The 21,630-nt window shown below is 64.3% G+C and carries 20 protein-coding genes; 10 read left to right on the top strand and 10 right to left on the bottom strand.

Going from position 1 to position 21,630, the window contains the following annotated elements; translation table 11 throughout:
• Position 1: 1 nt before the first annotated feature.
• The 3 genes from MSP7336_RS11870 to MSP7336_RS11860 are packed head-to-tail and all read left to right on the top strand — an operon-like array spanning position 2 to position 3,208.
• Positions 2-856, top strand: a complete 855-nt coding sequence (locus MSP7336_RS11870) for a universal stress protein (protein WP_069395542.1) — start codon at positions 2-4, stop codon at positions 854-856.
• Complete coding sequence (gene dosR, locus MSP7336_RS11865) at positions 853-1,527, top strand: hypoxia response regulator transcription factor DosR/DevR (protein WP_113963769.1); 675 nt, start codon at positions 853-855, stop codon at positions 1,525-1,527. The genes MSP7336_RS11870 and dosR overlap by 4 nt, the downstream gene beginning before the upstream one ends.
• Positions 1,520-3,208, top strand: coding sequence for a GAF domain-containing sensor histidine kinase (locus tag MSP7336_RS11860; RefSeq protein ID WP_069395544.1), 1,689 nt, complete (start codon positions 1,520-1,522; stop codon positions 3,206-3,208). The genes dosR and MSP7336_RS11860 overlap by 8 nt, the downstream gene beginning before the upstream one ends.
• A gap of 2 nt (positions 3,209-3,210) precedes the next feature.
• Here the strand turns inward: MSP7336_RS11860 and MSP7336_RS11855 are convergent, their stop codons facing one another.
• The 3 genes from MSP7336_RS11855 to MSP7336_RS11845 all read right to left on the bottom strand — a co-directional run bounded on the left by MSP7336_RS11855 (position 3,211) and on the right by MSP7336_RS11845 (position 6,762).
• Entirely contained in the window at positions 3,211-4,203 is a 993-nt protein-coding gene (locus MSP7336_RS11855) for an Acg family FMN-binding oxidoreductase (RefSeq protein ID WP_069395545.1), read from the bottom strand.
• A 128-nt stretch (positions 4,204-4,331) separates the two neighbouring features.
• A complete protein-coding gene (locus MSP7336_RS11850; RefSeq protein WP_069395546.1) occupies positions 4,332-5,744 on the bottom strand; it encodes a WS/DGAT/MGAT family O-acyltransferase in 1,413 nt (470 codons plus the stop codon).
• A gap of 109 nt (positions 5,745-5,853) precedes the next feature.
• Entirely contained in the window at positions 5,854-6,762 is a 909-nt protein-coding gene (locus MSP7336_RS11845; RefSeq protein WP_069395590.1) for a universal stress protein, read from the bottom strand.
• Positions 6,763-7,012: 250 nt separating this feature from the next.
• On the opposite strand from MSP7336_RS11845, the gene MSP7336_RS11840 reads away from it, so the two are divergent.
• A complete protein-coding gene (locus MSP7336_RS11840) occupies positions 7,013-7,495 on the top strand; it encodes a hemerythrin domain-containing protein (RefSeq protein WP_113963768.1) in 483 nt (160 codons plus the stop codon).
• Positions 7,496-7,500: 5 nt separating this feature from the next.
• On the opposite strand, the gene MSP7336_RS11835 is transcribed toward MSP7336_RS11840, so the two are convergent.
• From MSP7336_RS11835 to MSP7336_RS11820, 4 genes are all read right to left on the bottom strand, one after another.
• Positions 7,501-8,310, bottom strand: a complete 810-nt coding sequence (locus MSP7336_RS11835; RefSeq protein ID WP_069395548.1) for a universal stress protein — start codon at positions 8,308-8,310, stop codon at positions 7,501-7,503.
• 112 nt (positions 8,311-8,422) lie between these two features.
• Positions 8,423-8,752: a cupin domain-containing protein gene (locus tag MSP7336_RS11830; protein ID WP_069395591.1), complete on the bottom strand. Its 330-nt coding sequence runs from the start codon at positions 8,750-8,752 to the stop codon at positions 8,423-8,425.
• Positions 8,753-8,806: 54 nt separating this feature from the next.
• Positions 8,807-9,244, bottom strand: a complete 438-nt coding sequence (locus MSP7336_RS11825) for a pyridoxamine 5'-phosphate oxidase family protein (RefSeq protein WP_069395549.1) — start codon at positions 9,242-9,244, stop codon at positions 8,807-8,809.
• 142 nt (positions 9,245-9,386) lie between these two features.
• Positions 9,387-11,030: an NAD-dependent malic enzyme gene (locus MSP7336_RS11820; RefSeq protein ID WP_113963767.1), complete on the bottom strand. Its 1,644-nt coding sequence runs from the start codon at positions 11,028-11,030 to the stop codon at positions 9,387-9,389.
• Between the two features lie 122 nt (positions 11,031-11,152).
• Between MSP7336_RS11820 and MSP7336_RS11815 the strand changes: the two genes are divergently transcribed.
• Both MSP7336_RS11815 and MSP7336_RS11810 read left to right on the top strand, forming a co-directional pair.
• Positions 11,153-12,256, top strand: a complete 1,104-nt coding sequence (locus tag MSP7336_RS11815; protein ID WP_113963766.1) for a 3-oxoacyl-ACP synthase III family protein — start codon at positions 11,153-11,155, stop codon at positions 12,254-12,256.
• Positions 12,240-13,124 carry a 3-oxoacyl-[acyl-carrier-protein] synthase III C-terminal domain-containing protein gene (locus MSP7336_RS11810; protein ID WP_113963765.1) on the top strand — a complete coding sequence of 295 codons (885 nt, stop codon included), beginning with the start codon at positions 12,240-12,242 and terminating at the stop codon, positions 13,122-13,124. The genes MSP7336_RS11815 and MSP7336_RS11810 overlap by 17 nt, the downstream gene beginning before the upstream one ends.
• Positions 13,125-13,274: 150 nt before the next feature.
• Here MSP7336_RS11810 and MSP7336_RS11805 read toward each other — a convergent pair whose 3' ends face one another.
• From MSP7336_RS11805 to MSP7336_RS11795, 3 genes are all read right to left on the bottom strand, one after another.
• Complete coding sequence (locus MSP7336_RS11805; protein WP_113963764.1) at positions 13,275-14,261, bottom strand: Acg family FMN-binding oxidoreductase; 987 nt, start codon at positions 14,259-14,261, stop codon at positions 13,275-13,277.
• A gap of 79 nt (positions 14,262-14,340) precedes the next feature.
• Positions 14,341-16,644, bottom strand: coding sequence for a CaiB/BaiF CoA transferase family protein (locus MSP7336_RS11800; protein WP_113963763.1), 2,304 nt, complete (start codon positions 16,642-16,644; stop codon positions 14,341-14,343).
• Positions 16,641-18,104 carry an aldehyde dehydrogenase family protein gene (locus tag MSP7336_RS11795; RefSeq protein ID WP_069395555.1) on the bottom strand — a complete coding sequence of 488 codons (1,464 nt, stop codon included), beginning with the start codon at positions 18,102-18,104 and terminating at the stop codon, positions 16,641-16,643. Before MSP7336_RS11795 ends, MSP7336_RS11800 begins: the two co-directional genes overlap by 4 nt.
• A 198-nt stretch (positions 18,105-18,302) precedes the next feature.
• Here MSP7336_RS11795 and MSP7336_RS11790 point away from each other — a divergent pair, with 198 nt between their 5' ends.
• Genes MSP7336_RS11790 through MSP7336_RS11775 form a run of 4 tightly spaced genes read left to right on the top strand, consistent with a single transcriptional unit; the run spans position 18,303 to position 21,624 of the window.
• Positions 18,303-19,478 (top strand): cytochrome P450, encoded by a 1,176-nt coding sequence (locus MSP7336_RS11790; protein WP_069395556.1) that lies wholly within the window; start codon positions 18,303-18,305, stop codon positions 19,476-19,478.
• A 3-nt stretch (positions 19,479-19,481) separates the two neighbouring features.
• Complete coding sequence (locus tag MSP7336_RS11785; protein WP_069395557.1) at positions 19,482-20,669, top strand: acyl-CoA dehydrogenase family protein; 1,188 nt, start codon at positions 19,482-19,484, stop codon at positions 20,667-20,669.
• A gap of 14 nt (positions 20,670-20,683) precedes the next feature.
• Entirely contained in the window at positions 20,684-21,226 is a 543-nt protein-coding gene (locus tag MSP7336_RS11780) for an FAS1-like dehydratase domain-containing protein (protein ID WP_069395558.1), read from the top strand.
• Entirely contained in the window at positions 21,226-21,624 is a 399-nt protein-coding gene (locus MSP7336_RS11775) for a Zn-ribbon domain-containing OB-fold protein (protein ID WP_069395559.1), read from the top strand. Before MSP7336_RS11780 ends, MSP7336_RS11775 begins: the two co-directional genes overlap by 1 nt.
• The last annotated feature ends 6 nt before the right edge of the window (positions 21,625-21,630 follow it).

Genomic DNA, 21,630 nt, shown 5'->3' with positions numbered 1-21,630 from the left:
CATGCGTGATCCAAGCTCCCCCTGCGTGGTCGTCGGCGTGGACGGTTCACGTTCCGGGACCCAAGCCGCGCTGTGGGCCGTCGACGAGGCGATCGGCAACGACGTGCCACTGCAGCTGCTCTATGCGATCGAATTCACCAGTAACGATCCCGACGACGATGCTGCCGAGGTCGCCGCCGCCGAGAGGCTGGTCCACAGCGTTTTCAGCACGATCGAGGCGACGGGCAAGCCGGTCAAGATGGAATCCGAAATCGTGCATGCACGTGCGACCACCGCGTTGCTGGAAGCGTCACGGTCGGCGGCCATGGTTTGCGTCGGCTCCGTCGGTGCCCGCCATGCCATCCAGGGCAACATGGGATCTACCGCGTCGGCGCTGGCGGCTTCTGCACATTGCCCGGTGGCAATCGTGCCCAGGACCGCCCACGGATCCGGAATGATCCTCGCGGTCGTGGACGGATCACCGGCGAGCAACAGCGTGCTCGAGCGAGGCGTCGCAGAAGCCCTACTGCGTGACGTGCCGTTGCGGGTATTCCCGATGCGCCCGCCTTCCCACACCGGAAAGGGTCGCGTCGGCGGATTGGCCGATCGCCGCCAGCGGGTCAACACCGAACTCGAGCACCGTTTCACCCATTGGCGACGCAATCATCCGGATCTCGACATCGGGATGGTGTCCGACCACAGCAGCCTGCTCAACTTTCTGGAGCATCTGGTCAGGACCGGCACGCCCATCCAGATGGTCGTGGTAGATCCGTTGCGGCCCGGCCCCGCAGACATCCTCTTGAGCCCATCGGGTCGTGCCGCGCTGGAAGCCGCAGGTTGCACCCTGATGATTTGCGACAGACAGTGGTGGTTATGAATCTCGCCGACAGCGACACTACGAAGGTCACCGTCTTCCTCGTCGACGACCACGAAGTGGTGCGGCGCGGGCTGATCGATTTGCTCGGCTCCGACCCCGACCTCGAGGTGGTCGGCGAAGCCGGTTCGGTCCGCGAGGCTCTCGCACGGATCCCGGCGGCGCACCCCGACGTCGCTGTGCTCGATGTGCGGTTGCCCGACGGCAACGGAATCGAATTGTGCCGCGAGCTGCTGTCCACGATGGCCGATCTGCGCTGTCTGATGTTGACCTCGTACAGCTCCGACGAGGCCATGCTGGACGCTATCCTGGCCGGCGCCAGCGGATATGTCGTCAAGGACATCAAGGGCATGGAGTTGGCTCAGGCGATCAAGGACGTCGGGGCCGGACATTCGCTTCTCGACAATCGTGCCGCCGCGGCGCTGATGGCTAAACTTCGCGGCGAAGCCGAGAAGCCCGACCCGCTGTCGGGACTCACCCAACAGGAACGGATTCTGCTCGACCTGCTGGCCGAGGGGTTGACGAACAAACAGATCGCCGACCGGATGTTCCTGGCCGAAAAGACCGTCAAGAACTACGTTTCCAGGTTGCTGGCCAAACTGGGTATGCAACGGCGGACCCAGGCGGCGGTGTTCGCCTCGAAGCTCGACCGCCCCCGCCCGGCCGATGGATGACACCACCGCGCTGCGCCACACCCTGTCCCAACTGCGCCTGCGCGAACTCCTGGCCGAGGTGCAAGACCGGATCGAGCAGATCGTTGAAAGGCGCGATCGCCTCGACGGTCTGGTCGAGGCGATGCTGGTGGTCACCTCCGGGCTTGACCTGGATGCCACCCTGCGATCGATCGTGCATATGGCCGCCGAGCTCGTCGACGCTAAGTACGGTGCACTCGAAGTACATGACGAGAACAAACATGTGCTGAAGTTCGTCTTCGAGGGCATCGACGACGCCACAGTCGAACGCATCGGCCAGTTCCCGCAGGGTCGCGGCGTCGTAGGCCTGCTCATCGACGACCCCCGGCCCCTGCGGCTGGAAAACATCGCCGACCACCCCGCGTCGGTGGGCTTTCCGCCCCATCACCCGCCGATGCGGACCTTCCTGGGTGTGCCGATCCGGATCCGCGACGAGGTCTACGGGAACCTCTACCTGTCGGAGAAGGCCAACGGCCTGCTGTTCAGCGAGGACGACGAGGTGTTGGTGCGGGCGCTCGCGGCCGCGGCCGGCACCGCGATTGCCAACGCGCGGTTGTATCAGCAAGCGAAAGCGCGCCAGTCGTGGATCGAATCCACTCGCGACATCGCCACCGAATTGTTGTCGGGCGCCGAACCGGCAACCGTGTTCCGCCGCGTCGCGCAACGCGCGCTCATGCTGACCGATGCGGCGGCGGCTTTGGTCGCCATCCCCGTTGGCGATGACCTGCCCAACGAGGACGTCACCGAACTGCTGGTGGCCGAAACGGTCGGTGACACGGTCGCATCCGCCGCTGGTCAGACCATTGCAGTGGCCGACACACCGATTGGCAACGCCTTCACCAAGCGACTCCCGCAACGGATCGAACAAGTCGAGCTCGACGGCCTGGTCGAGGCCGGGCCCACGCTGTTGTTGCCGCTGCGCGCCGCCGACATCGTCGCCGGCGTGGTGGTCGTGCTTCGCGACCGCGGTTCGCCCGCGTTCACCGATGAGCAACTCGACACGATGGCCGCGTTCGCCGACCAGGCCGCGTTGGCATGGCAACTGGCCACCACTCAAAGGCGAATGCGCGAACTCGACGTGCTGACCGATCGGGACCGTATCGCGCGAGACCTGCATGACCATGTCATCCAACGGATTTTCGCCGTCGGACTGTCATTGCAGGGCACCATACCGCTCGCGCGCTATCCCGAGGTACGACAACGGGTTTCAGCTGCCGTCGACGACCTTCAGGCGATCATCCAGGAAATTCGCGTCGCCATCTTCGACCTGCACGGCGCGCCCTCAGACGCCATTCACTTGCGGCAGCGTCTCGACACAGCGATCGCTCAATTTGCTGATTCGGGCGTGCGCACCACGGTTCAGTTCATCGGGCCGCTGTCGGTTGTGGACGCCGCATTGGCTGACGATGCCGAAGCTGTTGTACGCGAAGCAGTTAGCAACGCGGTCAGACATGCCAACGCAACTGAAGTATCCGTTGAGGTCAGGGTGGAAGACGACCTGTGTATCGATGTCGTGGACAATGGCCGCGGGATCACCGGTCCGGTCACCGAGAGCGGCTTGGCCAATCTGCGTCATCGAGCCGAGAAGGCCCGCGGCGAATTCAGTGTCACCGCGGCACCCGGTGGCGGCACGGCCGTGCACTGGTCGGCACCACTGTCATGACACTATGTGAAGCGGCTGCCGTCGCACCGCACGACCATGTCCGAGAGTGGACGGCGCGGGGTGGACGGTAACGGCTCGGCGTAAGCCGGCACCCACCCGATTCTGAGCAGCATCTGCGGGTACCCGCTGTTGCCGAATACGTCTGCGCGGACCCGTTCGCGGATCTCTGCGATTTCCAGTGGTTCGGTGATCGGGCAGCTGGCCAGACCTAACACGGTGGCCGTGAGCAACACCAAGCTGGTGGCCTCACCGGCGCGAAGCCGAGCTACGTCGTCGTCGGCGCTGGTGCCCAGCGCCAGCACGATCGCATTGTCGAAGGCCGCTGGGGCTCCGGATGATTCGCCTAGCGCCGGGCCGGCGAACGCTCGTCGCGGAATCGACGCTGCCGAATCGAGCCTTGGCGTGTTGTGCGCCGGCACGCCGGCTTGTGAGCCGTATCGCCCGGTCCAGGTGCTCAATTCGTCGAGATATTCATAACTGGCGGCATGCTCCTTGGCGGCCTGCGACACCAACAGACTCAAATGAGTGAGCTTTTCGACTTTGCGCAGCATCACACCCACGCGTGCGGCGCGCGCACCCATCAGCACGATGTCATTGATCGAAACGGGCCGCGAACCGTAGTGGCGGCGATCGGTGCGCCGCTGCGGAATCGCTGCCGCCAGCTCGATATCGACTTCGGCCGCCGGATAGCGCGTGAACGCGATTGATGCGAGGTGGTTCCGGTCGACCCGGCTGGGAAACCGGTGCACCTTGGCCTGCCAGCCCAATGCGGCGAATGCAACCACAGCGTGATGCAGCGTTACGCCGCAGCTGATCATCAGATCCCGGCTGTCTGGATCGGTATTGCGCAGTTGCAGACTGCGGTCGGCGTGCAGGTGGAGCCTGTCCTCGTCGACACGCCACCACCAAGGCTGGGTGTTGTGTACCGAAGGCGCCCGGGTCGCAAGCGTCAGACCCGCACGGATGGTCTCGTCATCCGGGAAAATCTCAGTCACGTCTGACTCCTGTTCGCGACACGTCGTCTTGCTTCACGATGCCGCCGCGAAAGGGAAGTGGCCTAGAGACCGAAGACCCTATGTTTGAAGGACTTGAGGCTTGGCGCTCGGGTAATAGCCGCAAATAGCTAGGCACCGGCCACAAGCGACAGACCGTGACGGTCCCGGATCCGTGTGCGGCGCCTGCTGACTTTGCGCAGACGGGCCACCGCCGTCTCCACGCCGCGAGCGAGTTCGTCGACGTCGGGCATAGCATCGAAGTCGGCCAGGATTCCGAAGAACAGGTCATCGGCGTAACTCAGAATCGCGACACCCGTGCGGAGCCGCAACGCGATCGGCGGGACCGGCATCACTGCTGTCACCGTGCGTCCCATGATCTTTAGCGGCTCGGAGGGACCCGGAACATTCGTTGCGAGGGCTGCCACGCCGCGCTGAGGCAACCGCGTCAACAGCCGCACCAGCGGTGCCGTCAGAGCGAACGGAATGGCGTTGGCCATTGCGATGAATGCGGTTCCGGCTTGGCGCTGCCCGGCTGCCTTGGTCTTGGTCAGTCGCGAATGCACCGTCCGCAGCCGACGAATCGGGCTCTTCTCTTCGATCGGTAGGTAGGGCAGCATCACCGAGACGCGGTTGTCGGGGTCTCCCGCAGCGTCGGCAGAGCGAATCGACACCGGCACCAAGGTGCGCAGCGAATCGGGTAGTGGCTGCTCGCCTCGGCGGGTCAACAAAGCGCGGTAGCTCTCGGTCAGTGCCGCCAGCGCAACGTCATTGACCGTGACGTCGAACGCCTGGCATACCTCCTTGATGTCGCTGAACGCGACTCGGGCAGCGCTATACCGCCGCAGGCTGCTGATCGGTCCGTTCAGCGACGAGTCCGCCGACCCGCGCATCAGGCCGACGGCGAGTTCCGCGGTACCGCGGGCCCCGCGGATGACGTCGGCCGCCATGGCGGCCGACGTGCTCCACACCGAGCTGATCCAGGTGAGCGGATTGAAGCTGGGCGTGGGCAGCTGCAGCCATGACTTCTTTGGCTCTCGGGCCGCGCGAATGTGCCCGGCGAAGCTGTTGGCGATCCCGGCGTCGGAGAGGCCGGCGAGCATGTGGGCCATCGCGATTCCGTCGGCGATAGCGTGGTGAACTTTCATCAGCATCGCCCACCGGCCGTCGGTCAGGCCGTCGATCACCCAAATCTCCCAGAGCGGGCGGCTGCGGTCCAATCGCCATGACATCACGTCGGCAACCGAGGAAAACAGCTCGCGGTCGGTTCCAGGCTGCGGCAACCCGATGCGTCGCAGATGGTGAGCGAGGTCGAACTCGGGATCGTCGACCCATTCGGGTGGACTCAGGTCGAAGGGGCGCAGCCGGACCCGCTGGGCGAACCTGGGGCAACTCCCGATCCGCCGCGCCAGTGTCGAGGTCAGCGCGTCGTAATCGGGCATCGGCCCTTCGAGGATCGCCAAGCCGCCGACGGCCATGTTCGTCCGTGGGTCAGAGTCCTCGGCGTGCAGAAATCCCGCGTCTAGCGTGGATAGCCGCTCCATGACGACCTCCCGGGGTAAGTGATACGCACAGTTACATCATTCGGCGTGCGGCGGCGTCCCCAGTAGGGCCGGAAGTCCCGAAGTTGCCAAGGGCAAGACCTCAGCGGTCTCAGCGCTGACGAGCCACGATGACGGGGATGCGGGCCGCGTGCACCACCGCGGTGCTGACGGAGCCCAACAACATGCCGGCGAATCCGCCGCGGCCGCGGCTGCCGACGACAACCAGCTGAGAGCGCTCAGACTCATCGAGCAAATGCCGGGCGGGCTTACCCCACACGATCCGCGGATGCACGGCGACATCGGGGTAGCGTTCCCGCCAGCCGGCCAGCCGCTCGGCAAGTGTCTCCTCCGGGATAGCCTGCCGGGCTGTCCATTCCATGCTCGGGACGTCCTCGACGTCTGCATCACTGAATGCGTGCAGGGCAGTCAAGTCCACACCGCGCCGCGATGCTTCGTCGAACGCGATCGCGGTGGCCAGTTCCGATGCCGGTGATCCGTCGATGCCGACGAGGACCGGCAGCTCGGAGGGTTTCAGCGCGGACGGGTCTTCGTCGTGGATCACCGCAACCGGGCAGTGCGCATGGTGAACCAACCCGGTGCTGACCGAGCCGAGCAGGATCCGGCGCGCCGGGTGCCGCCCGCGACACCCCACCACCACCAGGTGCGCATCCTTGGACAGGTTGATGAGCGTGGACACCGGCACCGAGAAGAACAGTTCACTGATGACTTCGGGTGGGCCGCCGTTCTGACTGGTGTCCTCGACGACCTCGATCGCATCGGCGATGATCGCCTGACCGGCTTCTTCCAGCGCCGGGTCCTCGTCGGCGGGAACCGGAAGTGGGGCATTGGGCAACAGCCACGGTGCCGGGCCGAACGCCGGCGTGACGATCACGTGGACCAAGGTGAGCGGGACATTGCGCATCGTCGCTTCCCGCGTAGCCCACCGAACAGCCTTCTGGGAGTACGACGATCCGTCGACACCGACGAGGACACCGAAATCCTTGATCTGAGTCGACATTTCGTCACCCTCCTGTCCACTGTCGTGCACTGCTGTTCGGCCCGATCGTGATCGAGGGCCGATGTTGACGCTAGCGATCGGGCAGCCGTTGGTCTGGAGGAATTAGTCCTCGCGCAGTGGGCCATCTGGCCCTGGGTGACCAGTCGGTGGGTTACAGTTGAATTTATCCAAGTTAGGGTTGTAGAAATATGTAGGTTGCCCGGAGCCGTTCCGGTGACCCAGGCACTGAGACTTCAGGTAAGGAGGCACCGTGCCCGACAACACCCTTTCGGCAGCCCTGGAACGTGAGCACCGCGAAATAGACCGCAGCATCGAGTCTTTCATCGAAGCGCTCAATAGCCGCGACGGTGGTGCGGTGCAGCCGGAATTGTTGACGGCGGCGTTGGACGCACTGCGTCGACACATCTACCTAGAGGAGGCAATCCTGTTTCCTCCCCTTCGCGAAGCCGGCATGGTGATGCCGATATTCGTCATGACACGCGAGCACGGCGAGCTGTGGCGCACGGTCGACACCCTGACCGAAATGCTCGCCGACGGTTCGGCAAACGGACAACTCGCTGACACCTGCCACCAGTTGCTGGGCCAACTCGAGCAGCACAACTCCAAAGAGGAACCGGTCATCTACCCGCATGCCGATGCCGACCTGCCACCACAGGTGCGCGATGAACTGGCGCGATTCATCGACACCGGCCGCATCCCGGTTGGATGGATCTGCCAACAAGCGGCTACATGACACCGTTACAGGTGGTTGTGACCTACGGTCAGCACCGGACATCCTAGGCGGCTCAGGGCCTCCGAGTCGCAGCGACTGCGCTGCGCGCCGACGACGAACAACTGAACCGAATCGATCTTGTCGGCCAGATATTGGCAGACATCACCGAGCACGGCCACCGGCTCGACCTGCACGCCGGGGAAAAGCCGCGTCCAGCGCTCGATCCGGCGACTAAGGCGTGCCAGCGCCCTGCGGTTCCCGTCCGCGGTGTCATCTGGTGTCTCTGCGTGCCACGCGGAGACCACACGCAGGGGCGCGTGCCGTAGCCTGGCCTCTTCGAAGGCATGTTGCAGCACTGTCCCGTTCTCCGCCTCGACGACGATGCCGCTCACCTCGCGAGCACGGCGCGTGCATTTCGGCCGAGGGATCACCGCCACGGGTGATTGGGCCACCGTGGGCAGAACCGACGCGACTGAGCCACCGCCGCGACAGGCGCGCTTGGCCCCGATCGAGCCAATACAGACCATCACCGCCGACCGTGACTGGGCGGCCAGCTTGGCAACCGGCTTGCCCACCAAGATCTCGGTTTCGATCTTGACGGGCTCCCCGGTGGCCTCTACGGCCTGGCGCGCGGCGTACAACGCCGCACGAGCAGAGGCGAATTGGATGCGATCGGATTCGTCGCTGCAAAGATCCTTCGGATCGATCACGTAGAGCAGGCGAAGTGGAATATCCCGGCTGACGGCTTCGTCGATCGCCCAAATGGCGGCGTCGACCGCCGCCCTTGATCCGTCGATGCCTGCGATAACCGAGGGAGCTGACTGAAGATCGACCATCGTAAGCTCCTTCGCTCAAGCCGGCGAACTTCCTTGCTGAGATCGACATTAGGAGCCCGGACGCTGTGCCGCCCAGGGCCGTTGGTCCTGAATTCAGCGCCGTTGGTCCCGGTCAGGGTAGTTTCGCGACGGTCAACAGCACCGCCGAATCTTCCAGCGCTTCCAGGCTGTGCCGGGCATCGGGAACCTTCAGCAAATCGCCTGCGCGGCCCTCCCAGGACGCGTCTCCCGAGTCCATCCGGACACGACCTCTAAGTACGTACACGGTGGCCTCGCCGGGGTTGTTGTGTTCGCTTAGAACAGACCCCGCCAGCAAACCGACCACGGTTTGTCGCAGTACCCGTTCGTGGCCGCCTACCACGGTGTCGGCGGCGCGACCGCCATGAGAAGCCGCCAGTTCGAGCTGTTGGCGGGCCAATGCCTCCAAAGAAATCCGCTGCACGAGCTCAATTGCAGTCCGAACAGCCATACGAGTCAACCGTGGGCCGGCCGCACCTCATGACGCAAGGCCGGATTCGGCCTCCGGCTCGGGACCGAATCGGAACCGACGCCCGGTCACCGCCCTCGGCAACACCCGCACATAGTGTCGCTTGCGTGTCGCCGTCCACGGAATCAGCTGCGCTCGCTGCGCTTCGGCGAGCTCGTCGTCGGTGCGCAACATCCGCGCCACACCTCGTACGATCACGCTCCAACCCTCGCTGAGGCTGTGGTCGTCGGCCTCGAACAGCACGTTGTTGTTGATCGCGGTACTAACCAGCTTCGTGCCCTCGGCGGTGCGAAAGAGCACCGTCTTGTTCTGCACCACGAAGTTCACCGGGAAGATTTCCGGATGCCCATCGACCACCGTCACCAGTCGCCCCAATGCCACACTTGCCAGCAGGTTCCAGCTTTCGCTTTCCGAAAGAACGGTGATTGGAGCGTCGCCTGCGTCCATTAATGGCCTCCGTCCCAGTGCCGTCTCCCAGCGGGCTTGCCCGGAGCGTCTTTCAACGATGCGCCGTGAGAATTTTCAGTGGCCAGGGCAACAAGTCACAGCAGGTGTGGCCCAAAGTCACCACCGGCGTGCGCGCAGCGGCTCAGTCGTATGCCGGCAGCCACATCGCGTCGAGAATGGCTTGTACGACGTCACCATGCATTCTGCTGGCCACCCCGTCTTCGGCGGCGGCGTGATAGACGGCTTCAGCGACAACGGCCGAGACGGCCCGCAAGTTCTCAACTCCGGGAAGCAACGAAGCACCCGGAATAGCTGGATCGACCTGTCCGGCAACCGCTTTCGCCGCTGCCTGCAACATGTTCTGGGTCAGTCGTCTGGCGCCGGAGATTACCACGCCCAGTCCGATGCCGGGGAACACCAGCATGTTGTTGGCCTGACCGATGGTGTATGTGATTCCCCCGTACTCGATTGGGGGCACCGGACTGCCGCTGGCCACCAGCGCCTTGCCGTTCGACCATGCCACGATGTCCGCCGGCGCGGCTTCCATCCGGGAAGTCGGGTTGGAAAGCGGAAAAATCAGCGGTCTTTCGCAGGTCGCGGTCATCGCCGCGACGACCTCACGGGTGAACGCCCCGAACACCGTAGAACAGCCGATCAGGCTGGTGGGGGCCACCATCTTGATGGCATCGAGCAACCCGACCCGGGTCCCGGTACTCACCTGAAGCCCACCGCGATCCTTCGCGTACGGCACTTGGAAATCACGCAGATCCATGTCGTCGAACAGCACACCCTGCTTGTCGACCGCCCAGATCCGCGCCGTGGCCTCCTCGACGGCGCAACCATCGGCGACCATGGCGTCACGGATCTGATCGGCAACCCCGATACCGGCGGTCCCCGCGCCGAAGATCAGTACTTTCTGCTCGCGCATCGGGATACCGGTCACCTTCAACCCGCCGTAGAGGGCCGCCAGGACCACCGCACCCGTTCCCTGCATGTCATCGTTGAACACGCAGTAATCGGGCCCGTACCTGGTCAGGATCGCGCGTGCGTTCGCCGGCCCGAAGTCTTCGAAATGCAGCATCGCGCCGGGGAACAGCCGATGAACGGTCTCGATATAGCTATTGATGAAATCGTCGTACTCGGGGCCGCGCCGGCGTGTGTGGCGATTACCCAGGTAGAACGGATCCTGCAGTAGCTGTTCATTATCGGTGCCCACGTCGAGTGACACCGCGATACAGCGACAGGGATCGATACCTGCCCCTGCCGTATACAGTGCCAGCTTGCCCACCGCGATTTGAATCCCGCCCACACCCCAGTCACCGATGCCCAGGATCGATTCGGCATCGGTGCATACGATCAAATCGACGTCATCGGGGCCGAGCTCGAATGTCGCAAAGGAGTCCGCGATCTCGTCGGGTCGGTCGATACACAGATAGAGTCCACGCTGCCCGCGATATTCATCGGAGAAGCGCTGGATCGCCTCTCCGACCGTCGGGGTGTACACCACAGGTATCAGCTCGGGTAGATGGTCGACCAGCACCTTGAAGTACAGCAGCTCATGGCGGTAGTGAAGCTGCTCGAGAAGCAGGTTGCGGGCCAGATCGGTGGCAAGACCTTGTAATTGGTGCCATACGCGGTCGGCCTGTTGGTCAAGCGTGAGCACCGCCGACGGCAGCCGCCCGGTCAGTCCCAGGCGCCGCCGTTCCTCGTGGGTGAAGCCCACCCCGCGATTCAAGCTTGGCGTTGCCAGAGCCGGCGGAATATGCGGAACCCGGTGATGGGTCATCAGACCCCCTTGGAGCCAAAGGCCGCTTTTCTCAAGGACCAACGACTCTAACGCTGGATGGCTTGAACTTTAAAGTCAATACAACGAGGAAGTCCACGGTTGACAAGCGGGATCTGCATTCGATGAGCACGCACTGGCTGGTGATGGACGCCCCGGCCGATCAGGCGCGGGTGCCCTTTGCTGCACGGGTGGCAGGGGCAGGACGTTATCTGCCTCCGACGCATCTCACCACCGACGAGCTGATGTCCACCACACGCCATCGCACGCGCATCGACTTGCAACGGCTGACTGGCATCCGCGAGCGCCGCGTGTCGACAGGAGACCAGGATTCCTACAGTCTGGCAACCTTGGCCGCGCTGGACTGCCTCGACAAGGCGCGACAGGACGGCTCGTCGATCGATGTGGTAATCAATTGCAGCATCACGAAGTTCCGCGGCGGCCTCACTCAGTGGCTCGAGCCGTCGATGAGCAGCGCTGTCGCCCACGCGATCGGTGCGCACAACGCGATGACCTTCGACCTGTCCAACGCATGCGCGGGGATGCTGACCGGTGTCACCGTGCTGAATAACTGGATTCGACAGGGCATTGTCGACCGCGGGCTGGTGGTCAGCGGGGAGTACATCTCCCCGCTGTCAACGAACGCGGCCCGGCATGTCCGCACCATCATGAGCAAAGAACTCGCGTCATTGACACTGGGTGATGCGGGCGCGGCGCTGCTGCTCGAACGCGCCGGCGCTGCATCGGGCAGGGTCACCCTCGCGGGATTCACCACCGTTGCCGACTATTCGCGACTCTGCCTCGCCTACCCGAAGGGCCGGGAGCCGGGCGCTCGGATGTTCACCGATTCGCGTGGCATTCACCGCGCGGCGATGTCCAATACTCCCCTGCTGTTTCACGAAGTCCTTGACGCAGCCGATATTTCGATCCACGACATCGACCACGTGATAACGCATCAAACCTCCGCGCGTGCCATCCGCAAGGGCATGGCCGCGATGTCCGAGTCATTCGGTGACAGCCCACGACACGACGCCGTGATCACCGTGGATCGGTACGGAAACACTGCATCGACCACCCATACGGTGGCCCTCATCGAAGAACTGGAGGCCGGCCGCATCAAGCCTGGCGAAACGGTTGCGCTGATCGCTCTGGCATCAGGGCTGGAGATCGGCATCGTGTTGCTCACCTTGGACGAGGATCTGGTGAAGCGCTATGGGCACAGTCATTGAACAGATCGTCGTCACCCGTGGTGGATGGCGTGCCCACCACAGCGCGTTGCGTTTGGCAGTCGGCGCGGCCAAAAGGTGTCTGCGGCAAGCCGATCGACAGGGCAGCGACATCGATCTCCTCGTCAATTCCGGCATCTATCGCGACCGGAATCTGGGCGAACCGGCCCTGGCTGCGCTGATCCAACACGATATCGGCGCCAACGCGGAAGACCCCCACCCCGACGGACACGGCACGTTCTCCTTCGACATCGCCAACGGCACCTGCGGCCTGCTGACCGCCATGCAGATCGTCGACGGATTCCTGCACTCGCACGCCGTCCGGTGCGCGCTCGTTGTGACCAGCGATGCCGATCCAGGCCGTGGGCTGAGCCGACGCTTTCCCTTCTCGCCGGTCGGCGCGGCGCTGCTCTGCCGATGGCGTGACGACGGTGGCCTCGGCTCAGTCCGTTGGGTAAACGCGCCCGACGGCGGTGTGAGCTTCCGCGCCACCGTGGGACCCGGCCGCACCGGCAATGTGCTCCGATTCAGCGAATCCGAGGCGAAAGACCGCGAATTCGCCGCCGCTGGCGCAGAGGCCGCTGGTCGCTGTATCGCCGAGTCGTCTCTCGGATTCCCCGATATCGACGCCGTGGTAGCCGCGCCCGCCAGTCGCGGTTACCGCGCCGCACTCGCTGACGAGCTCGGTATACCCGTCGAACGAATCAAAGTCGCTGCAGACCCGAGAATCCACACCGCCTCGCTCGCCGCGGCACTGCACGACGACGGTACTCTTCTCCGTCCGGGCGCTCGTGTTCTGTTCATCGCTGCCGGGGCGGGAATAACGGCCGGCGCCGCCTTGTACTGCCAGCCTGACACCGGGAATAGCTGATGTTGCGCGGCACACGAAGGCGTGAGCGTCCGAGCCTTGACGAACGGCGGCAAGTAACGCGGTTGCAGGTGTATCTCGTGCTTTCGGCATTGTGGCCGCTGTTGCATCGTCGTCGACCTCATGACCGAGACCAGCGAAAGCGCAAGGGCGCTAACCGATCTGCAGTACATCCTCGAGCGGGCGCCGTGGTGTAGCCGGGGGCAGTTCCGCCATGGGCGGTGCCAGCCCCACACGGATCAGCGCCTGTGGTTCCCCCTCATCGGCTATCAGTTCGCGTACCAGCGAGCGGCTGTCGGGCAACTCGATCAGGTGAGTCAGCGTGCAGGTGGCCAAGCCGGCCTTCGTGCACTCCAGTAGCACGGCGGACAGGGCCTCGCCGCAACGCAGGGCGTCAAGTCGGGTGTCCTTGGCGGTGGACAACACCAGGATTTTCGACCAATCCACCGCGACTTCATGACGTCGGTCGGCGTGACTACGCGCCGGGAAGTCGCGTGCAACATCGACGCGGTGTCGTTCCGACGCGGATGCCAGGGCCTCTGGCGTTACACCTTCATACAGTGCGAAAGGCGATGTCCACCACTGGAGTTCGAGTTGGTAGTATCGATCTTCGCCGCGTAGCGTTTCGGTGAGCTGCGACGCCCTGGCCAGTTGGGGGCGTGCGTCGTCAGAAAGTACGTCGAGCATCACATCGCCGTCGTCGACGACGCTGCGCAGCACGGGCTCAAACGACTCCCAAAATGTCGGGTATCCGAACGGCAGCCGGTCGGTTCGTCTTTCCAATATCGCATCCGCATACTCGCGGTCAGCGTCGGTCACGCGATTACGCGGGCTGAGCTCGATCGAAGCCAGATGCTCCGGGTTCTGCGAATCCGGGAATCGCTTGATGCTCGACTGCCAACCGGCCGACGCCATCGCGACACGGAAATGATCGAGTACGGCTCCACAACTGATGATGGCCTCGCGGCCAGACGGATCAGCGCGGCGTACCCTGCGACCCGTATCCAAGAACAGTTGCATCGTTCGACTCTCGGGTATCCATCGCCACTGCCATGGTTGACTGTTGTGAATCGAGGGAGCGCGGCATGCGAGCAGCACGGCGTTTTCGACAACCCGATTGTCGGGAACCGCTCGAGGCATATCAGCTCCTGGTGACGCGACCCATCCGAAGTCCACTATTCGCAGATTGATTGCGTCGCGGCAGAGCAGAAAGTCCCGACTAAGCGTGCAACGGCCGCTCGCCGATGACGCGGTCGCGACGCAGCGCGTCGAGCTCTTCGTCGGTGACGCCGAGACCGTGCAGAACCTCGGTGTTGTGCTGGCCCAGGGTGGGCGGCGTGATGCGGTGGTGCCGGGCCGGTCCGGGCGTGATCCGGAAAGGCCAGCCCGGATAGCGGTGCCGGCCGGTGACCGGATGCTCGAAGTCCTCGTAATAGCCGCGGGCATCGAGCTGCGCGACGTCGTACATCCGGTCCGCGGTGAGAACCTCCTCGGCCGGGACGTTGCGCGCCTGAAGGGCTGAAACGATCTCGCTCGGCGCCAGCGTCCGTGTCCAGGCCGCAACGAGGTCGTCGAATGCATCGGGCGACAAGGCGAACGGGTCCGCCGTCTTTTCGGCTTCCTGGCGACCCATCGCGGCGACCAACTGCGACCAATCGGCATGGTCGCGTACCGACAGCGCCACCCAGGCCCCTTCGACCGCCGTCGGATAGACACCCTGACAATAGCCGCGCTGCCGGTTTCCCGTCCGCGGCGAGACGGTGCCGGTCATCGAGTACTCGATCACGGGCTCGGCGGTGATGGCCGCGCATACTTGGATTTGGGCAATCTCGATCAGCTGACCTTCGCCGGTGCGACGCCGATGTTCCAGCGCGGCCAGCAACGCGATCCCGGCGTGCACACCGACGATCGGATCGGCGGGACCCTGCAGGTTGCACGGCGGACCGTCGGGGTAGCCGGTGACGGCCGCCATTCCCGATGTCTGTTCGAAGTTCAGTGCCCAGCCGACGTAGTCGCGCCACGGCCCGTCCAGCCCGAAGCCGGGCATGCGAACGAAGATCACGTCGGGGCGCAGCGATACCAGCGACTGGTAATCCAGCCCGAACTGCCCCATCACCCGCGGTGAGAAGTTCTCGATGACGACGTCGGCTTCGCGGGCTAGCTTGCCGACCAGTTCACGGCCGCGCTGTGAGGTCAGATCCAGGGTGATATCGCGCTTGTTGAGGTTGGTGGCCTGCCATATAGTGCTGCGCTCGTACCAGTCGGGGCCCTCGTGCGGGTACACGCCGGAATATCGATGGCCGTCCGGACGCTGGATCGACTCGACCTTGACGACGTCGGCGCCGAACGCGCCCAGATAACAGGTCAGATATGCCCCGGACCAAAACGTAGTCAGGTCAAGGACTTTCGTCCCAGAGAATGGTGATGCCGGATCGGCCGTCCGGGCAACCGGGCGCCTCGGCGTCGGTGAGACTTTTGCGGACCGAAATGCCGGGCCGGGACAACGAAATGACCAATCCGCTCCGCCGCCGTCGACAAAGAATTCCCGCTTGACGTACTGCGGACACTGCAGCACAGCGGCGGCATCTGCGACTGGGGACGCCGGGATACGCAGCGCCTGACTGAGTTCCACGATCTCGGCAACGGTCCGTTCGGCGAGCCAGGGCCGAGCTGCGGCGAGAAATTCGGCGCGCTGGGAGCTGTCCAGCATGACCGCGATCTGCTGGTCGCCGAACTCCGGCAAGCCGAGCATCGCGCATACGTCCAGCCAGTGCTGCCCGGTCAGGCAGTTGACTCCGACCCAGCCGTCGGCCGCCGGCACAATGCCCAGCAGCGGCGAGGACCGGGTCTTACCGGACCAGCCGAGGGCACGCATCCGTTCGGCCATCAGCATCGGGTACGGCAGGGTGGACAGCAGCGACTCGAGCACCGAGACGTCGACCTCGATCACGTTGTCGGACACACTGATTCGCAGGGCAGTGAGCGCACCGAGTGCCGCATAACCTCCGGCAACGTATTCGGAGATCCGGGCGCCGGCCTGTACCGGAGGGCGATCCGGGTCTCGGCCACTGACCCACCCCGACGCCGCCTGCATGGTCAGTGTCGTAGCTGCGCGATCGCGCGACGGCCCGTGCTGGCCGAAATTCGAAATGCGCACGACCACCAGTTTCGGGTTGAGTCGGCTCAGCACGTCGGCACCCAGTCCCCAGGAGTCCAGCGTTCCCGGCGACAGTGCTTCGACCAGAACGTCGGCCTGGGTGATCAATTGATGCGCGAGCGTCGCGTCGCGCGCCAAATCCATGGTGACGATGTGCTTTCCAGTGTTGAGATACTCGAACAGCCCACAGCGGTCCGGGTCGGGCACGCCGTCGGGAAACGGCCCCCATCGGCGCAACGGGTCCCCGGCAGGGGGTTCGATCTTGGTGACGTCGGCGCCGACATCGACCAGAAGCTTGCCGCAGTACGGCCCGGAGACCTCGTTGGCGATCTCGACCACCCGAAGCCCCGCGAGGGCCTCCATCAGGTGGGCAGCCCCATGGCCTTCGGTTCCATGTACTGGCGCAGCCCGGAAATGCCGCCGCCTTCGCGGCCAATGCCGCTTTGCTTGAAGCCACCAAAGGGCGCGTCACCAGTGCCGTAGCCGTTGATGGCGATCTGACCGGTGCGAATTCGGCGCGCCACAGCGACCGCGCGGTCGGTGTCGGTGCCCCACACCGCGCCGGAGAGCCCGTATTGGGAGTTGTTGGCGATGTTCACCGCGTCGTCGTCATCGCGGTAGCGCAGCACCGACAGCACCGGTCCGAACACCTCTTCCTGCGCGACGCGGGCATCGGGCGTGACGTCGGTGAGGATGGTTGGTTCGAAGTAGAAGCCGGTGTCCAGTCCGTGCGGGCGTCCGCCGCCGGTGGCTAGTTTCGCTCCATCGTCGAGTGCCGCGGTGACGTGCGCCGAAACCCGTTGCCGTTGCGCATCACTGATCAGCGGGCCCATCTCCACATCCGGATCGGTCGGATCGCCGACGTTGATCGCGCGCGCGAGCCCCACCAGCCGGTCGACGACCTCATCGTGGATCCGCGGCGGAACCAGCAGCCTACTGTGCAGAATGCACGCCTGCCCGGCATGAAACGAGCACGAGTCGAACATGATTCGATCCAGCATGTCGTCGGTGAGTTCGACGTCGTCGAGAAGGATGCTGGCCGACTTCCCGCCGCACTCCAGCAGGATGCGCTTCATGTCCCGGCCGGCCGCGGCCATCACCTCGCGACCGACCGCTGAGCTGCCGGTGAAACTCACCATGTCGATGCGCGGATCGGTGGTCAACAAACGGCTGGCATCGATGCTGCTGGGTGTGACGACATTGACCACGCCGGGCGGGATGTCGGTGTGCTCGTCGATGATGCGGGCCAACGCCAAGCCGGCCAACGGTGTCAGCGGCGACGGCTTGAGCACGACGGTGTTGCCGGCGGCCAGTGCGGAACTGACCTTCCGGGCGTTGAGAGTGTGCGGAAAGTTCCACGGCGTCAGAATCGAGACGACACCGAGCGGCTCGTAGCGCAGCACAGTCGTCCCGGCCGTGCCGAATGCGTCGATCTGCTCCTCGACCGGCTGGCCGGCCAGATCGGCGGCGTGCTTGACCATGAAGCCCGAGCCGTCGATATGGATCAAGCGTTCGTTTGCGGTGCAACCCCATTCGACTTGGGCCAGCGCGAAGAGCTCATCGCCGTACTCCAGCAGGGCGTCGCCGAATTGGTTCAGGCAGCGGACACGCTCCTCCGGCGAAGCCGTGGGCCACGGCCCGGAATCGAATGCGGCCCGCGCGGCCGCGATCGCACTGTCGACCTGGGCGGTGCTCGAATCGGGCGCGGAGGCGATCACCGTCTCGGTGGACGGACAAATGTCGTCGTAGCGCCCGCCGTCGGGATCGACCCACTGGCCGTCGATGTAAGCGCCATAGGTGTCGGTGATGAACTTCGAGGCGGCCATGGGGTTCCTAACAGACGGTCCGGCAGCTCAACGTTCGGTGTACACCTGTCGGACCACTGTCGTCAATCCCCTTTCCAGCCCCTTCTTAGTTCGACAAGCTGCCAAGGGCATTGACATCATGTCGGCATCCGGAGTAGACAAGTGCATCGGACAGATCGGGTTTAGGTGTACGATCGTCCTCGCCGCGAGGGAGGTTTCGTGCAGACCGAAGTCCCGCTGCACTCGCCGGACTTCTACGCCGGCGACCCCTATCCGTCCTACCGGCAACTGCGCGCGACGAATCCGGTCTGCTGGAACGACGTCACAAAATTCTGGGCGCTGCTCAAATATGAGGACATCCGTTTCGTCTCGAGCAGCCCGGCGATGTTCACCTCGACCAAGGGCATCACCATCCCGGATCCGGCGATGCCCAACCCGGTGCAGGAAGGCAGCCTGATCTTCACCGATCCGCCGCGGCACCGACAGCTGCGCAAGCTGATCAACTCCGGGTTCACCCGTCGCCGTGTCGGGCTGCTCGAGCCGAAGATTCGCGACATCGTGCGGGGAATCCTCGACGGCATCGAAGCCGGATCCGTGCATGAGTTCGCCGAGGAAATCGCCGCCCCGCTGCCCACCCGGATGATCGCCGAGCTGATCGGAGCGCCGCCGGACGACTGGGAGCAGTTCCGCGCGTGGTCGGATGCGGCTACCGGCACCGCCGACCCGGAGATCGATCTTGATCCGCTGGTGGCGGCGAGTCAGCTCTACGAGTACTTCGAGAAGCTGATCGTCGCGCGGCGCGCCGAGCCGCGCGACGACCTGCTGTCGGTGCTGGCGGGCGCCGAGATCGATGGACAGCGTCTGAGCGACGAAGACCTGCTCAACTTCACCTTCTTGCTGTTGGTCGCGGGCAACGAGACCACCCGCAATCTGATCGCGCTGGGCACCTTGGCGCTCATCGAACACCCCGACCAGTGCCGCCTGCTCGTCCAGCAGCCCGCGCTGATCCCGGGCGCGGTCGAAGAGATGTTGCGCTGGAACAGCCCGGTGGTACACATGGCGCGCACCGCGACGACCGACGTCGAGATTCGCGGCCGGCTGATCGCCGAAGGTGACGTCGTCGTGATGCTCTACGGGTCGGCCAACCGCGACGAGGACATCTTCGGTAGCGACGCCGAGGAGTTCCACATCACCCGACACCCGAACCCGCATATCGCATTCGGCTGCGGTGAACATTCTTGTATCGGCGCGCAACTCGCACGCCTCGAGGCCAGCGTGTTGTTCGATGAGTTGTTGCGCCGCTTTCCCCGCCTCGAGCTGGTTGGTCCCGTCGACCGGATGCGTGCGACCATGGTGCCCGGGGTCAAGCGGATGCCGGTACGGCTGGGAGGCTGAGCGATGCATCTGGAGTACACACCCGAGCAGGAGCGCCTGCGCGCCGAGATCCGCGCCGCGCTGGAACAGGTGATGACGCCCGAACGCAGCGCAGCGGTCAGCCAGACGCTGGAAGGCGCGCCCGAAGCCCGCGAAACAATACGCGCCCTGGCTGCCGCCAACCTGCTCGGCGTTGGGTGGCCCAAAGAATATGGCGGACGAGGATTCTCGGCGATCGAGCAATTCATCTTCTCCGAGGAGGCCAGACGGGTCAACGCACCGATCCCACTGGTGACCCTCAACACCGTCGGCCCGACACTGATGCAGTGCGGCACCGAGGAGCAAAAGCGGAAATTCTTGCCGGCAATCTTGGACGGCAGCGTCGAGTTCGCGATCGGCTACTCCGAACCGGATGCGGGCAGCGACCTGGCGTCGCTACGCACCACCGCGGTCCGCGACGGCGACCACTATGTGATCAACGGTCAGAAAATGTTCACCAGCGGCGCCGCCTACGCCGACTACATCTGGCTGGCCGCGCGCACCGATCCGAACGCCAAGAAGCACAAAGGCATCTCGATCTTCATCGTGCCGACGTCGTCGCCGGGCTTTTCCTGGAAACCGCTGCACACTATGCCGGGTATCTCCACGTTCTACACGTTCTACGACGACGTGCGGGTACCGGCGTCGGCGATGGTCGGTGCCGAGAACGACGGCTGGAGCCTCATCACCACCCAGTTGAACTTCGAGCGTGCCGCAATGGGGAATCTGGGCGCACTGGAGCCGCTGTTCGAAAAGACACTGGAGTGGGCCAAAGCCACCGAGGTCGACGGCCAGCGTGTCATCGACCAGCCGTGGGTGCAGCTCGTTCTCGCCCGCGTCGAGGCGCAAGTTGCCGCATACAAACTCATCAACCTGCGGGTGAATGCCGCAATGACCAAAGGCGTGCTCGCGATGGCAGAAGCCTCGGCGGCCAAGGTTTTCGGAACCGAACTGACCCAGCAGGTGGCCCGTCAGTTGCTGGAGGTGCTCGACGGCAGCGGCGTGCGCTGTGGAACCGACGCTCCCCTGCGCGGCGCGTTGGAGTCCGCGTACCGGTTCGCCGTCATCAACACCTTCGGCGGCGGCGCCAACGAAATCCAGCGGGACATCATCGCCATGGCCGGATTGGGCATGCCCCGGGCCCCCCGTGACCTTCGCACAAGCGGAAATTAGGAGGACAGCCTGAAGTGACCGACTCAGAAACCATCGCCGCCAAGGTGCGGGCCCTCGTCGGTCAGCCGACCGGTAGCGGGAAGCCTTCGGTGGCACCAGATCCGGTCAACCAGCCGATGATCCGGCATTGGGCGTACGCGTTGGCGGACATGAACCCCGTCTACATCGACCCGGAGTTCGCCGCCAAGTCGCGGTTCGGCGGGATCGTCTCACCTCCGGTCATGCTGCAGACCTGGACGATGCCGTCGCCGATATTGGAGGGCATCGGCGAACGTGGCGGCGCACCCGTCGAAATCACGAACAACCCAACCGAATTCTTAGATGATGCGGGCTACACCGGCACGGTGGCGACCAACTCGGAGTTCGAGATCGAGCGCTACCCGCGACTGGGCGACGTCATCAGCGCGACGACGGTGTACGAATCGGTGTCCGACGAAAAGAAGACGGCTCTGGGTACCGGCTTCTTTTTGACCTGGCTGACGACCTACACCGATCAGAACGGCGAGGTTCTGGGACGCCAGCGATTCCGGGTTCTGCGATTCAGGCCGGAGCGCTGATGGCGACACGACTTGCACCGGCGATCACCGCCGACACCGAGTTCTTCTGGAACGGGCTGCGGGAGAACAAACTTCTGATCCAACGCTGCAGCGGATGTGGGCAGTTGCGCCACCCGCCGCGCCCCATGTGCCCCAACTGCCGCTCGCTGGACTGGAACACCGTCGAGTCATCGGGCCGCGGCAGGGTGTACAGCTACGTGATGCCACATGAACCCAAGTTTCCGTTCTTCGACTACCCCTACGTCGTCGTGCTGGTGGAACTCGAAGAAGGTGTACGGCTGGTGTCCAATCTGACCGACGTCGAGCCGGCCGACATCACGGTGGGGATGCCGGTGGAGGTGTACTACCAAACTTTCGACAACGACCTTGTCCTACACCAATTCCGGCCGAAGGGCTAGGCACTG

It is taken from the genome of Mycobacterium shimoidei (assembly GCF_900417275.1).
Taxonomy (GTDB): Bacteria; Actinomycetota; Actinomycetes; order Mycobacteriales; family Mycobacteriaceae; genus Mycobacterium; species Mycobacterium shimoidei.
This window is presented reverse-complemented; position numbering and strand designations above follow the sequence as displayed.